11 protein-coding genes are annotated in these 12,911 nt (G+C 61.7%); 5 read left to right on the forward strand and 6 right to left on the reverse strand.

Annotation, left to right across the window (positions count from 1 at the left end):
• Window positions 1-50: 50 nt before the first annotated feature.
• Together argE and argA are read left to right on the forward strand one after the other, a co-directional pair.
• Window positions 51-1,199, forward strand: a complete 1,149-nt coding sequence (argE, locus tag EGJ27_RS05755) for an acetylornithine deacetylase (protein WP_125829770.1) — start codon at window positions 51-53, stop codon at window positions 1,197-1,199.
• Between the two features lie 124 nt (window positions 1,200-1,323).
• Window positions 1,324-2,622 (forward strand): amino-acid N-acetyltransferase, encoded by a 1,299-nt coding sequence (gene argA / locus EGJ27_RS05760; RefSeq protein ID WP_125829771.1) that lies wholly within the window; start codon window positions 1,324-1,326, stop codon window positions 2,620-2,622.
• A 293-nt stretch (window positions 2,623-2,915) separates the two neighbouring features.
• On the opposite strand, the gene gshA is transcribed toward argA, so the two are convergent.
• The 3 genes from gshA to EGJ27_RS05775 form a co-directional block, all read right to left on the reverse strand.
• On the reverse strand, window positions 2,916-4,505 hold the full coding sequence (gene gshA / locus EGJ27_RS05765) for a glutamate--cysteine ligase (RefSeq protein WP_125829772.1): 1,590 nt from the start codon (window positions 4,503-4,505) through the stop codon (window positions 2,916-2,918).
• Window positions 4,506-4,732: 227 nt separating this feature from the next.
• Window positions 4,733-5,116 carry a PaaI family thioesterase gene (locus EGJ27_RS05770; protein WP_125829773.1) on the reverse strand — a complete coding sequence of 128 codons (384 nt, stop codon included), beginning with the start codon at window positions 5,114-5,116 and terminating at the stop codon, window positions 4,733-4,735.
• Window positions 5,116-7,437, reverse strand: a complete 2,322-nt coding sequence (locus EGJ27_RS05775; protein WP_125829774.1) for a Tex family protein — start codon at window positions 7,435-7,437, stop codon at window positions 5,116-5,118. The genes EGJ27_RS05770 and EGJ27_RS05775 overlap by 1 nt, the downstream gene beginning before the upstream one ends.
• A 300-nt stretch (window positions 7,438-7,737) precedes the next feature.
• Here EGJ27_RS05775 and ompR point away from each other — a divergent pair, with 300 nt between their 5' ends.
• Both ompR and EGJ27_RS05785 read left to right on the forward strand, forming a co-directional pair.
• A complete protein-coding gene (ompR, locus tag EGJ27_RS05780) occupies window positions 7,738-8,478 on the forward strand; it encodes a two-component system response regulator OmpR (protein WP_004880573.1) in 741 nt (246 codons plus the stop codon).
• Window positions 8,479-8,637: 159 nt separating this feature from the next.
• Complete coding sequence (locus EGJ27_RS05785) at window positions 8,638-9,948, forward strand: ATP-binding protein (RefSeq protein ID WP_177522941.1); 1,311 nt, start codon at window positions 8,638-8,640, stop codon at window positions 9,946-9,948.
• An 88-nt stretch (window positions 9,949-10,036) separates the two neighbouring features.
• Here the strand turns inward: EGJ27_RS05785 and rimK are convergent, their stop codons facing one another.
• Genes rimK through EGJ27_RS05800 form a run of 3 tightly spaced genes read right to left on the reverse strand, consistent with a single transcriptional unit; the run spans window position 10,037 to window position 12,214 of the window.
• A complete protein-coding gene (rimK, locus tag EGJ27_RS05790; RefSeq protein WP_125829776.1) occupies window positions 10,037-10,942 on the reverse strand; it encodes a 30S ribosomal protein S6--L-glutamate ligase in 906 nt (301 codons plus the stop codon).
• Complete coding sequence (locus tag EGJ27_RS05795; protein WP_177522971.1) at window positions 10,939-11,382, reverse strand: ATP-dependent zinc protease; 444 nt, start codon at window positions 11,380-11,382, stop codon at window positions 10,939-10,941. Before EGJ27_RS05795 ends, rimK begins: the two co-directional genes overlap by 4 nt.
• Before the next feature lie 49 nt (window positions 11,383-11,431).
• On the reverse strand, window positions 11,432-12,214 hold the full coding sequence (locus EGJ27_RS05800) for an EAL domain-containing protein (protein WP_125829778.1): 783 nt from the start codon (window positions 12,212-12,214) through the stop codon (window positions 11,432-11,434).
• A 179-nt stretch (window positions 12,215-12,393) separates the two neighbouring features.
• Here EGJ27_RS05800 and EGJ27_RS05805 point away from each other — a divergent pair, with 179 nt between their 5' ends.
• Window positions 12,394-12,801, forward strand: coding sequence for an RNA-binding S4 domain-containing protein (locus EGJ27_RS05805; protein ID WP_125829779.1), 408 nt, complete (start codon window positions 12,394-12,396; stop codon window positions 12,799-12,801).
• The last annotated feature ends 110 nt before the right edge of the window (window positions 12,802-12,911 follow it).

Genomic DNA, 12,911 nt, shown 5'->3' on the forward strand with positions numbered 1-12,911 from the left:
GCTATGGCCCTATGATGACTCGTGTCTCGTCTCGACTTCAGGAAGCGCCAATGCCCGTGCCGTCCATGAAAGACCAGTTCGCAGCCCTGATCGCCACGCCGTCGGTGAGCTGCACCCAGCCTTCCCTGGACCAGTCCAATCGCCCTGTGATCGACCTGCTGGCCGGCTGGCTCGGCGACCTGGGTTTTGCCTGCGACATCCAGCAGGTCTCGCCCGGCAAATTCAACCTGCTGGCGACGTTGGGCTCGGGGCCCGGCGGCCTGGTTCTGGCGGGCCATAGCGATACGGTGCCTTACGACGACGCCCTGTGGAAAACCGACCCGCTCAAGCTCACCGAAGTCGACGGCCGTTGGGTCGGGCTGGGCAGTTGCGACATGAAGGGCTTTTTCGCACTGGTGATCGAGGCCGTTCGCGGCGTGCTCGATCAGCCATTCCGCCAGCCCTTGCTGATTCTGGCTACGTGCGATGAGGAAAGCTCCATGGCCGGCGCTCGCGCCCTGGCCGATGCCGGTCGCCCGTTGGGGCGGGCCGCGGTGATCGGCGAGCCGACCGGGCTCAAGCCGATCCGATTGCACAAAGGCGTGATGATGGAGCGTATCGATATTCTCGGGCGCAGCGGCCACTCTTCCGATCCAGGCCTGGGCCACAGCGCGCTGGAGGCCATGCACGACGCCATCTCCGAACTGCGCGGGCTGCGCAGCCAGTGGCAGCAGGAATACCGCAATCCGCAGTTCACCGTGCCGCAACCGACGCTCAACCTGGGTTGTATTCATGGCGGCGACAATCCCAACCGGATCTGCGGGCAATGTTCCCTGGAGTTCGACCTGCGCCCGCTGCCGGGCATGGACCCGGACATGCTGCGCGATGCCATCCGCCAGAAGTTGCGCCCGCTGGCCGAGCGGCATCAGGTGCAGATCGATTACGCGCCGCTGTTCCCCGAGTGCTCGCCTTTCGAACAGTCGGCCGACGCGGAACTTGTCCGGGTGGCGGAACGTCTGACCGGCCATACGGCCGCGGCAGTAGCATTTGGCACTGAAGCGCCTTATCTTCAGCGCCTTGGCTGCGAAACACTGGTGCTCGGCCCTGGCGACATCGCTTGTGCGCACCAGCCGGGGGAATACCTCGAAATGTCACGCCTGGAGCCTACAGTGCGTCTGTTACGTCAGTTGATCGAACATTATTGCCTGAGCCCGCAGTGAGACGGGGGCGGGCGTATCCACAGCAAAGGAGAAAGCGCGTGTTGCCAAGCCTGTTACGACGATAACCACCACACCGTTGTGCGTGTTTCTGTCCTTCGTCCCTTTTTCACAGGCTCTTGCTGTCATGCCCGATTACGTAAACTGGCTCCGCCACGCGTCCCCTTATATCAATGCCCATCGCGACTGCACCTTTGTCGTCATGCTGCCCGGCGATGGCGTGGCGCACCCCAACTTCGGCAACATCGTTCACGACCTGGTGCTGCTGCACAGCCTTGGCGTGCGTCTGGTGTTGGTGCATGGGTCGCGTCCGCAGATCGAAAGCCGCCTGATCCAGCGCGGCATCACACCGCGCTTCCACCGCGACCTGCGCATCACCGACACGGAAACCCTCGATTGCGTGATCGATGCCGTAGGCCAGTTGCGCATTGCCATCGAAGCCCGGCTGTCCATGGACATGGCTGCGTCGCCCATGCAGGGCTCGCGGCTGCGGGTCACCAGCGGCAACGTCGTCACGGCACGGCCGATTGGCGTGCTGGAAGGCGTCGATTACCAGCACACCGGCGAAGTGCGTCGGGTTGACCGCAAAGGCATCAATCGCTTGCTTGACGAGCGTCATATCGTGCTGCTGTCGCCGCTGGGTTATTCGCCGACCGGGGAAATCTTCAACCTGGCCTGTGAAGACGTCGCGACCCGCGCCGCCATCGACCTGGGTGCGGACAAGCTGCTGCTGTTCGGTGCCGAGACCGGCCTGCTGGACGAGCAGGGCCGACTGGTGCGCGAACTGCGCCCTCAGCAGGTGCCGGCGCATCTGCAACGCCTGGGCAGCAACTATCAGGCTGAACTGCTCGATGCGGCGGCCGAGGCCTGTCGTGGCGGCGTGGGCCGCAGCCACATCGTCAGCTATGCCGAAGACGGCGCGCTGCTGACCGAATTGTTCACCCGCGACGGTGGCGGCACGCTGGTGGCGCAGGAGCAGTTCGAGCTGGTGCGTGAGGCGGCCATCGAGGACGTGGGTGGTTTGATGGATCTGATCACGCCGCTGGAAGAGCAGGGCATTCTGGTGCGCCGCTCGCGGGAAGTGTTGGAGCGCGAGATCGAGCAGTTCAGTGTGGTCGAGCGGGAAGGGTTGATCATTGCCTGCGCGGCGCTGTACCCGATTGCCGATTCGGAAACCGGCGAGCTGGCGTGTCTGGCGGTCAATCCGGAATATCGCCACGGCGGACGCGGCGACGAGTTGCTGGAGCGTATCGAAACCCGCGCCCGAGCCTTGGGCCTCAAGACCCTGTTCGTATTAACCACCCGCACCGCGCACTGGTTCCGCGAACGTGGCTTCGAGCCAAGCAGCGTCGACCGCCTGCCCAGCGCCCGCGCTTCGCTCTACAACTATCAGCGTAATTCGAAGATCTTCGAGAAGGCGTTGTAAAGCAAGCATCGACCTGTAGGAGAGGGCCGGGCGGCGCTCCGCTTGTCCGCGAAAAGGCCAGTACATCCGCAGCCTTGTATCGGCTCAAAGTACGTCTTCGCGGACAAGTCCGCTCCCACTGGTTCGACGCAAAACCTGTGGGAGGGAGCTTGCTCGCGACTGCGACACACCTGCGCGTGCAGCAGTGACTGATACGCTGCTATCGCCAGCAAGCTGGCTCCTTCAGTTCCGATTTTTTCTGTAGGAGCCAGCGGGCGGCGATCCGTCTTGCTGGCGAATAGCCCGTTGCGGCGTCAGGTACTGATCGACAGAATGCTCGCCTGGTAGGAACCGACGAAGGTGTCGAAATCGACGACTTCCTCGGTGGCTTCCAGTTCGGCCTGTTCCTCGATAGAGGTTTTGGCCAGCGCTTCGAACTCGGCCTGTTCGCCCGGTTCCAGGGCTGTGCTGCGGAAATACTCCGCGTGCAGTTTGCTCTGGCGTAGCGAGAACGCGGTGAATCCCTCGTTGTTTGCCTTCATGCTCGCCAGCACCTGTGCCGAGGGCGTCAGCGCGGCATCGTCGACCTTGGCCTGTTGCGCCGCGATGGATTTGACGTGCTCATCGGTGCCTTGCGCCTTGTCGAGCAATTGCGCGATAGGTGCGATCTTTTCCAGCAATTCACTGGCCCAGACCTTGAGCTGCACCGGCGCATTATCGCGATGCAGGTTCAGGCCCGGACGACGGCCTTCCTTGACCACTGTCAGGAAGTTCGAATTGGCGCTGGAACATTCGTGACTGGCCAGCTGCGGGCTTTCCTGCAGCGCGCAATACAGCACGAATGCATCGATGAAGCGCGACTCTTCGAGGCTGATGCCGGTCGGCAGGAACGGGTTGATGTCCAGGCAGCGCACTTCAACGTACTGCACGCCACGGGCCATCAATGCCTGAATCGGACGTTCGCCCGAATAGGTCACGCGTTTGGGGCGGATGTTGGAGTAGTACTCGTTTTCGATCTGCAACACATTGGTGTTGAGCTGGACCCATTCACCTTGCTCATCATGAGTACCGACCTTCACATAAGGCGGATACGGCGTCGCCACGGCCTTGCGCAGGCTGTCGGTGTAGCTGACCAGATCGTTGTAGCACGGGGTCAGGTCCGCCTGGGCATTGCTTTGATAGCCCAGGTCGCTCATGCGCAGGCTGGTGGCATACGGCAGGTACAGGGTGTTGGCGTCGAAATGCTCCAGCTGGTGAGCGCGGCCGCGCAGGAAACCCGCGTCCAGTGCCGGTGATGCTCCGAACAGGTACATCAACAGCCAGCTGTAGCGGCGGAAGTTACGGATCAGTGCGATGTAGGCGTGGGACTGATAATCCCGCGCATCTCCAGCGAAGTCCTCCGTCTGCTTGAGCAGCGCCCAGGCATCTTCCGGCAGCGAAAAGTTGTAGTGGATGCCGGCGATGCACTGCATGGTCTTGCCGTAACGCAGCGCCAGGCCCTTGCGGTAGACATACTTGAGCTTGCCGATGTTGGACGTGCCGTAATAGGCGATCGGAATGTCTTCCTCGCCCGGCAGCGGGCACGGCATCGACGGACTCCACAGCAGCTCGGCCCCCAGCTTGCTGTAGGCAAAGCGGTGGATCTTGTCGAGACTGGCGAGGGTTTCAGCCGGGTTCTTCAGTGCCGGAGTGATGAACTCCAGCAGCGATTCGGAATAATCGGTGGTAATCAGACTGTTGGTCAGTGCCGCGCCCAACGCCTTGGGGTGCGGCGTGCGGGCCAGCGCTGCCGTGTCGGTGACGCGCAGGCATTCACGTTCGATACCGTGCAGGCACTGCTCCAGCAGTGAGAGGTTGTTTCGCTCGCCAAGCAAGGCCAGGCGGCGGTTGAGTAGTTCGCTCAAGGTGGAATCCTTCACGCATCAGTCGCCCCGATATGGGGGTGGACACGACGGTCTACAAGGGGTGAAGAAGGGAGCTGGCGTTGTCGCCTGTTCTGGTCGGTAACGCCTGTTCACAATCACGGCTCTTCGTTGTACTGCCCAAATGGACACGGCACCACGCTAATGGTGCCGAAAGTACCCCAAACGGTCGTTTACAGCTAGGCGCAGTTCGTGAAGATCATCAGCCGTCAGACCACCGCGAAAGTGCCCTGGGCCTTGGCGACCAGCTTGTCGCCCTGTACCACCTCCGCTTCAACCACCAGCGTTCGCCGTCCGGCGTGCAGGACCTTGGCGATGCACAGCACCTCGCCTTCCGATACGCCGCGAACATAGTTGATCTTGCATTCGATGGTCACGCTGCGCTGGTCGAAGCCGTGGGAGCTGGAACAGGCCAGCCCCATGGCGATGTCGACGAGGCTGAAGATTGCCCCGCCGTGCAGCATGCTGCTCCGATTGCGCAGGTGGTCGTCCAGCGGCAGCGCCACCTCGGCGACGCCTTGATCAAGACGTTTCAGCTCGCAGCCGAGCGTCTTGAAAAAGGCGCTCTGGGTGAGGCCCGGCGCAATGTCCATCAACGCTTCTTCAACTGCTTGGCATTGGCGAACAGCGATGCCATGGCGTTGCCGGCTGGAGCCGCCGCCACGGTTTCCCGGCGTGGCGCGCTGGTCTGCTGACGCGGCGCCGCGCCCGGACGAGCGCCACGTGCGCCGTCGATCTTCTCGCCTGGCGTGTCGCTCATGCGCATGGACAGGCCGACGCGTTTACGTGGAATGTCCACCTCCATGACCTTGACCTTCACCACATCACCGGCCTTGACCGCTTCACGCGGGTCCTTGATGAATTTTTCGGACAGCGCCGAAATATGCACCAAACCGTCCTGATGGACGCCGATGTCGACAAATGCGCCGAAGTTGGTGACGTTGGTCACCACGCCTTCGAGGATCATGCCCAGTTGCAGGTCCTTGAGATCCTCGACGCCGTCCTGGAATTCGGCGGTCTTGAACTCCGGACGCGGGTCGCGGCCTGGCTTCTCCAGTTCCTGAAGAATGTCGGTCACGGTCGGCAAGCCAAAGGTCTCGTCGGTGAATTTCTTCGGGTCCAGGCGCTTGAGAAAGCCTGCGTCGCCGATCAGCGAACGGATATCGCGGTCGGTCTGCGCCGCGATGCGTTGTACCAGCGGGTAGGCTTCCGGGTGAACGGCAGACGAGTCCAGCGGGTTGTCGCCATTCATCACGCGCAGGAAGCCTGCGGCCTGTTCGAAGGTCTTCTCGCCGAGACGGCTGACTTTCTTCAGCGCAGCGCGGGTCTTGAACGCGCCGTTGGCGTCACGGTGGGCGACGATATTCTGCGCCAGCGTGGTGTTCAGGCCGGAGATGCGCGCCAGGAGTGCCACCGAAGCGGTGTTCACGTCCACGCCCACGGCGTTCACGCAGTCTTCCACGACCGCGTCCAGGCCACGCGCCAGTTTCAGCTGGGAAACGTCGTGCTGGTATTGGCCGACACCGATGGATTTAGGATCGATCTTCACCAGTTCGGCGAGCGGGTCTTGCAGGCGGCGGGCGATGGACACCGCGCCACGGATCGACACGTCCAGGTCAGGGAATTCCTTGGCGGCCAGTTCCGATGCCGAGTACACCGAAGCGCCGGCTTCGGACACCATCACCTTGGTCATTTTCAGGCCTGGGTATTTTTTGATCAGCTCGCCGGCCAGCTTGTCGGTTTCGCGGCTGGCGGTGCCGTTGCCGATGGCGATCAGGTCGACCGAATGCTTGGCGCACAAAGCGGCGAGCACGGCGATGGTCTGGTCCCACTGGTTCTTCGGCACGTGCGGGTACACGGTGGCGTAGTCGAGCAGCTTGCCGGTGGCGTCCACCACCGCGACCTTGCAGCCGGTGCGCAGGCCAGGGTCCAGGCCCAGGGTAGCGCGCGGCCCGGCCGGCGCGGCCAGCAGCAGGTCGTGCAGGTTGTGGGCGAATACGTTGATCGCTTCGGTTTCCGCGGCATCGCGCAGTTCACCCAGCAGATCGGTTTCCAGATGGCTGTAAAGCTTGACCTTCCAGGTCCAGCGCACCACCTCGGCCAGCCACTTGTCGGCGGGACGGTTCTGGTTTTGCAGGCCGAAGCGCTCGGCAATCATCATTTCGCACGGGTGCATCGTGCCCGGCAGCTCTTCGCCGACTTTCAGCGATGAACTGAGGAAGCCTTCGTTGCGGCCGCGGAAAATCGCCAGCGCGCGGTGCGACGGCATGCTCTTGAGCGGCTCGTCGTGTTCGAAGTAATCGCGGAACTTGGCGCCTTCTTCTTCCTTGCCAGGCACCACGCGGGCGCTGATCACGGCTTCGTGTTTCAGGAAGCTGCGCAGCTTGTCCAGCAACGAAGCGTCTTCGGCGAAGCGCTCCATGAGAATGTATTTGGCGCCTTCGAGGGCGGCCTTGACGTCCGCGACGCCTTTGTCCGCATCGACGAAGCGCGCGGCTTCGCTGTCGGGGGTCAGGCTCGGATCATTGAAGAGGCTGTCGGCCAGTTCGCCCAGGCCTGCTTCGAGGGCGATCTGGCCCTTGGTGCGGCGCTTCTGCTTGTACGGCAGGTACAAGTCTTCGAGGCGGGTCTTGGTGTCGGCCAGCTTGATGTCGCGGGCCAGTTCCGGGGTCAGCTTGCCTTGCTCTTCGATGCTGGCAAGGATGCTGATGCGGCGCTCGTCGAGTTCGCGCAGGTAGCGAAGGCGCTCTTCCAGATGGCGCAGTTGCGTGTCATCGAGGCTGCCGGTCACTTCCTTGCGGTAGCGGGAAATGAAGGGCACGGTCGAGCCTTCATCCAGTAGTGCTACGGCCGCTTCGACCTGTTGGGGGCGTACACCGAGTTCTTCGGCGATGCGGCTGTTGATGCTGTCCATAAGACCACCTGGAGTTGTGAGCAAAAAACTGGGCTTTGTACGATTTGCCTTGCCCCGGCTGCGTGCGCCGATGTGTATTTTTGCAACTGGCGAACTGCTATAAGTCTGGCGTTGCCTGACTTTGAGGGCGGCGCATTATACCCAGCGAAGTCGGATTAGGGGATTGGCCGACGAGCGCGCACTATTTTGCGCAGTCCACAGTTGATCGGATGTGACCCCAAGTAAAATCTGCTAACAATGCACACGGTGCGCATCACCGCAGCTACGCCATAATGCGCCCCGAGATCAAAGGAGCATCCGATGAGCAGCACTGCACAAAATGCTGAAGGCGAAAAAATCCTGATCGTTGATGACGATCCGGGGTTGAGCAGCCTTCTGGAGCGCTTTTTCACCAGCAAGGGCTATCGTGCCCGTGCCGTGGCCAACGTTGAGCAAATGGACCGCCTGTTGTCGCGCGAAGTGTTCAACCTTGTCGTCCTGGACTTGATGCTGCCCGGCGAAGACGGCCTTTCCGCTTGCCGCCGCTTGCGCGCAGCGAACAATCAGGTGCCTATCATCATGCTCACCGCCAAGGGCGACGAGCTGAGCCGGATCAAGGGCCTGGAACTGGGCGCCGACGATTACCTGGCCAAACCCTTCAACCCCGACGAGCTGATGGCCCGCGTCAAGGCCGTCTTGCGCCGCCAGGCCGCTCCGGTGCCAGGCGCACCGGGCAGCGAGGACGAGTCGGTCAGTTTCGGCGACTACGTGCTGTCCCTTGCCACCCGCGAACTCAAGCGCGGCGATGAAGTGCACATGCTGACCACCGGCGAGTTCGCGGTGCTCAAGGCGCTGGTCATGCATGCGCGTGAGCCGCTGACTCGCGACAAACTGATGAATCTGGCTCGCGGCCGGGAATGGGATGCGCTGGAGCGGTCCATCGACGTGCAGATTTCACGTCTGCGTCGCCTGATCGAACCCGACCCTTCCAAGCCGCGCTATATCCAGACCGTCTGGGGCGTGGGCTATGTATTCGTACCCGATGGTGCCGGAAACCGCTGACCGGCTGCTTGTTTCACCGAGCGCTGAAGTCCCTGCCAGTTACGTCGATGATCTTCGGATCATCGACGTAACTGGTTTTTCGCATGTGTAACCCCGGCTGGCCCACGACCCGCATACCCTGCGAGCCTGGTTCGTCCTGCAAAGTGTATGGCTGCAGTTATGAAGACTCCGCTCTGGTTCCCGCAAAGCTTTTTCTCCCGCACCTTGTGGCTGGTGCTCATCGTCGTGCTGTTTTCCAAGGCACTGACGCTGGTTTACCTGCTGATGAACGAAGACGTGCTCGTCGACCGGCAATACAGCCACGGTGTCGCCCTGACGCTGCGCGCCTACTGGGCGGCGGACGAAAATGATCGAGAAGCCATCGCAGAAGCCGCAGGGCTGATTCGGGTGGTGGGCGGCGGGGTGCCGGAAGGCGAGCAGCATTGGCCCTACAGCGAGATCTATCAGCGACAGATGCAGGCTGAACTGGGCGCCGACACCGAAGTGCGCTTGCGTGTGCACTCACCGCCTGCGTTGTGGGTCCGGGCCCCAAGCCTGGGGGACGGCTGGCTGAAAGTGCCGTTGTATCCTCACCCGCTGCGCGGACAGAAAATCTGGAACGTGCTGGGCTGGTTCCTGGCCATCGGCCTGTTGTCCACGGCCTCGGCGTGGATTTTCGTCAGCCAGCTCAATCAACCGCTCAAGCGTCTGGTCTTCGCGGCGCGCCAATTGGGTCAAGGGCGCAGTGTGCGGTTGCCGATCAGCGACACGCCCAGCGAGATGACCGAGGTGTACCGCGCGTTCAACCAGATGGCGGAGGATGTCGAGCAGGCCGGGCAGGAGCGGGAGCTGATGCTGGCCGGTGTGTCCCATGATCTGCGCACGCCGCTGACCCGGCTGCGACTGTCGCTGGAATTGATGAACGACAATGAGTTCAGTGAAGGCATGGTTCGCGACATTGAAGACATGGACGCGATTCTGGATCAGTTCCTGGCGTTCATCCGCGATGGTCGTGACGAGCAGATCGAGGAAGTCGATCTGAGCGAGCTGGTGCGCGAAGTGGTGGCACCGTTCAACAGCCCGGACGACCACATCCGGCTCTGCCTTGAGCCGATCCCGCCTTTTCCGCTGCGCCGGATCTCCATGAAGCGATTGCTGACCAACCTGATCGGCAACGCCATGCATCACGCGGGCAATGGTATCGAGGTCGCGGCTTATGTATCGGGCGACCGGAATGCGCCCTATGTCGTGCTCAGCGTTCTGGACCGTGGCACCGGTATCGATCCAGCCGAGCTGGACACCATCTTCAACCCGTTCATTCGTGGCGACCGTGCCCGCAGCGGCAAGGGCACCGGGCTGGGGCTGGCGATCGTCAAGCGCATTGCCTCGATGCACGGCGGCAACGTGGAACTGCGCAACCGCTCAGGCGGCGGCCTTGAGGCGCGGGTACGCCTGCCGCTGGGCTTGATGCTGCCAAGGGACGCGGTGTAGGCAGCGCTGGAAGGGGCGGTGTATCCGCAGCGGATGCATCGCCCGGCAAGACGTCTTCGCGAGCAAGCTCCTGCCTGTATTGCACCGCTTAACCCTTTCCTTTGGTCCGGGTCAGGTGCGGGCCGCTGTTCTTTTCCAGGTATTCGATGATCATCCCGGCAACGTCCTTGCTGGTAGTTACTTCGATACCTTCAAGGCCGGGCGATGAGTTGACCTCCATCACCAGCGGGCCGTGATTGGAACGCAGGATGTCGACGCCTGCGACACTCAAGCCCATTACCTTGGCAGCGCGCAGGGCGGTCATGCGTTCTTCCGGAGTGATCTTGATCAGGCTGGCGCTGCCGCCGCGGTGCAGGTTGGAGCGAAACTCGCCCGGCTTGGCCTGACGCTTCATGGAGGCGATGACCTTGTCGCCGACCACGAAGCAGCGAATGTCCGCGCCGCCGGCTTCCTTTATGTACTCCTGAACCATGATGTCCTGCTTGAGCCCCATGAACGCCTCGATCACCGATTCGGCCGCGGTCGCGGTTTCGCAAAGCACCACGCCGATGCCTTGCGTGCCTTCGAGCACCTTGATGACCAGTGGCGCGCCGTTGACCATCTGGATCAGGTCAGGAATATCATCCGGCGAGTGAGCAAAGCCGGTGACCGGCAAGCCGATCCCCCGACGCGACAACAACTGCAGCGAGCGCAACTTGTCCCGGGAACGGGCAATGGCGACCGATTCATTGAGCGGGAACACGCCCATCATTTCAAACTGGCGCAACACGGCGCAGCCATAGAAGGTCACCGAGGCGCCGATGCGCGGGATGACCGCATCGAAACCTTCCAGTGGCTTGCCGCGATAATGAATCTGCGGTTTGTGGCTGGCGATGTTCATATAGGCGCGCAGGGTGTCGATCACCACCATTTCATGGCCCCGCTCGATACCGGCTTCGACCAGACGACGGGTGGAATACAGACGCGGGTTACGCGAAAGCACAGCGATCTTCATGCAGCACCTGAGGAAGTAGAGGCCGGGAACACCGGCTTGTCTTGTACGTAAGTAATGCCCGGATTGACTACCAGCTGGCCGTCGATCAAGGCGTTTGAACCCAGCAGCAGCCGATAGCGCATCGATTTGCGGCAGGCCAGCGTGAATTCCACCGGCCAGATACGATCCCCCAGCGCCAGGGTGGTGCGGATCACATAGCGGACCTGCGCCTGGCCGTTGGAGCTTTTGATAGTCTTGATCGCCACCAGCTGTGCTTCACAGCGCCGATGACGCAACTGCACGATGGTGCCCAGGTGAGCGTTGAAGCGGACCCATTTATGGCCGTCGCGCTCGAAAGGCTCGATTTCGGTCGCATGCAGGCTTGAGGTGCTGGCGCCGGTGTCGATTTTTGCCCGAAGGCCTGCAACGCCCAGATCGGGCAGTGCCACCCACTCGCGCAGGCCAATGACTGTCAGATGGTCGAATGTCTTCAATGCGATTCCGTACTCTTCAAGACGTCTGCCAGGCGCCAGGCGAAACCTGGGCCAGGGCTTTGAACGCAGGCTTGGCGAACCAGTAACCCTGCATCAGGAAAATGCCGCAATCGGCGAGAAAATCCCGCTCGTCCGCCTGCTCGATGCCTTCGGCGATGACCGTGACGCCCAGTTCCTCGCACATTCTCACGACCCCACGAACAATAGCCTGACGCGGACGATCGCGATGAATATCTCGGATCAAATCCATGTCGAGTTTTATCAGGTCGGGCTGGAAGTTCGCCAGCAGGGTGAGTCCGGAGTACCCCGCGCCGAAATCGTCGATGGCCGTCATGAAGCCGAACTCGTGGTACTCGCGCAGGATATTCTGCAGATGCCCGTGGTTCTCCACGTGCTCGGATTCGACGGTTTCGAAGATCAGCCGTTCAATCGGGAAATTGTGCTGGCGGGCTGCCTCCAGCGTGCTTCGAATGCACAGTTCGGGACGATACACGGCGTTGGGCAGAAAGTTGATCGATAAACGTTCGGCCATGCCCAGTTGCGCTGCGCCCGCAATCGCCTTGACGCGACACTTCTGATCGAACCGGTAACGGTTCTGGTCGTTGACCTGATTCAACACGCTCAGCGCACCCTCGCCGTTGGGGCCGCGCACCAGTGCCTCATGGGCGAAGATGGACTGATCACGCACGTCCACGATCGGTTGATACGCATAATCGAAGGAGAAGGTCAGCTCTGGACTGTCGACACAGCCCTGACAGCCCTTCCGGGGTGCGGTCAGCGAAGCGGGAAATTCTGTCATGGCGCACTCCGGATAACGTCCGGATCATGGAAATCCGGATAACTGGTTTTGACAAGCAAGGTTCGGTTACTTCATGTTCTTGAAGGCATGCACGACTGTACACAGACACGCGACCGCAGGTCAGCGGTTCAGGTGCAGCGTCAGCAAGGTTCAGACTGTTATGCGAGTGGGGAATTCATATGGCGCAAAAGCCGGAAGATGACGACAAGGTCAGGTTGGATAAATGGTTATGGGCGGCACGCTTCTTCAAGACCCGCGCACTGGCCAAGGCGGCTATAGAAAGTGGCAAGGTGCACTGCCGTGGCGAGCGTTGCAAACCGGGCAAGGAACCCCGTCTGGGCGATGAATTCCAGATCCGCATCGGCTTCGACGAGCGTACCGTCGTGGTCGAGGCCTTGTCCATCGTTCGCCGTGGCGCGCCGCAAGCGCAGACACTGTATCGCGAAACACCGGAGAGTGTCGCCCGGCGCGAGCATGCCGCCGCTCAACGCAAGGCCGGCAATCTGGGCATGACCACCGACGGCAAGCCGACCAAGAAGCAGCGCCGACAACTGTCCGAGCTGCACGGCAGCCATCATGACGGTTAAACAAGCCAGGTAGCGGACACCCTTCGCTGCCTTTCGGCTTGGAAGAGCGGGGCTTAGCTCCTAAAATGCCATCCCAATGGCCTGACCCGAGTCGCCCTGTGACACCGGTC

It is taken from the genome of Pseudomonas sp. v388 (assembly GCF_003935425.1).
In the GTDB taxonomy this organism is placed as follows: Bacteria; Pseudomonadota; Gammaproteobacteria; order Pseudomonadales; family Pseudomonadaceae; genus Aquipseudomonas.

Excerpts from the sequence above, each read along its gene's own strand:
- argE (WP_125829770.1), top strand. The coding sequence starts at position 51 with ATGCCCGTGCCGTCCATGAAAGACCAGTTCGCAGCCCTGATCGCCACG.
- argA (WP_125829771.1), top strand. The coding sequence starts at position 1,324 with ATGCCCGATTACGTAAACTGGCTCCGCCACGCGTCCCCTTATATCAAT.
- EGJ27_RS05770 (WP_125829773.1), bottom strand. The coding sequence starts at position 5,116 with ATGGACATTGCGCCGGGCCTCACCCAGAGCGCCTTTTTCAAGACGCTC.
- EGJ27_RS05775 (WP_125829774.1), bottom strand. The coding sequence starts at position 7,437 with ATGGACAGCATCAACAGCCGCATCGCCGAAGAACTCGGTGTACGCCCC.
- ompR (WP_004880573.1), top strand. The coding sequence starts at position 7,738 with ATGAGCAGCACTGCACAAAATGCTGAAGGCGAAAAAATCCTGATCGTT.
- EGJ27_RS05785 (WP_177522941.1), top strand. The coding sequence starts at position 8,638 with ATGAAGACTCCGCTCTGGTTCCCGCAAAGCTTTTTCTCCCGCACCTTG.
- rimK (WP_125829776.1), bottom strand. The coding sequence starts at position 10,942 with ATGAAGATCGCTGTGCTTTCGCGTAACCCGCGTCTGTATTCCACCCGT.
- EGJ27_RS05800 (WP_125829778.1), bottom strand. The coding sequence starts at position 12,214 with ATGACAGAATTTCCCGCTTCGCTGACCGCACCCCGGAAGGGCTGTCAG.
- EGJ27_RS05805 (WP_125829779.1), top strand. The coding sequence starts at position 12,394 with ATGGCGCAAAAGCCGGAAGATGACGACAAGGTCAGGTTGGATAAATGG.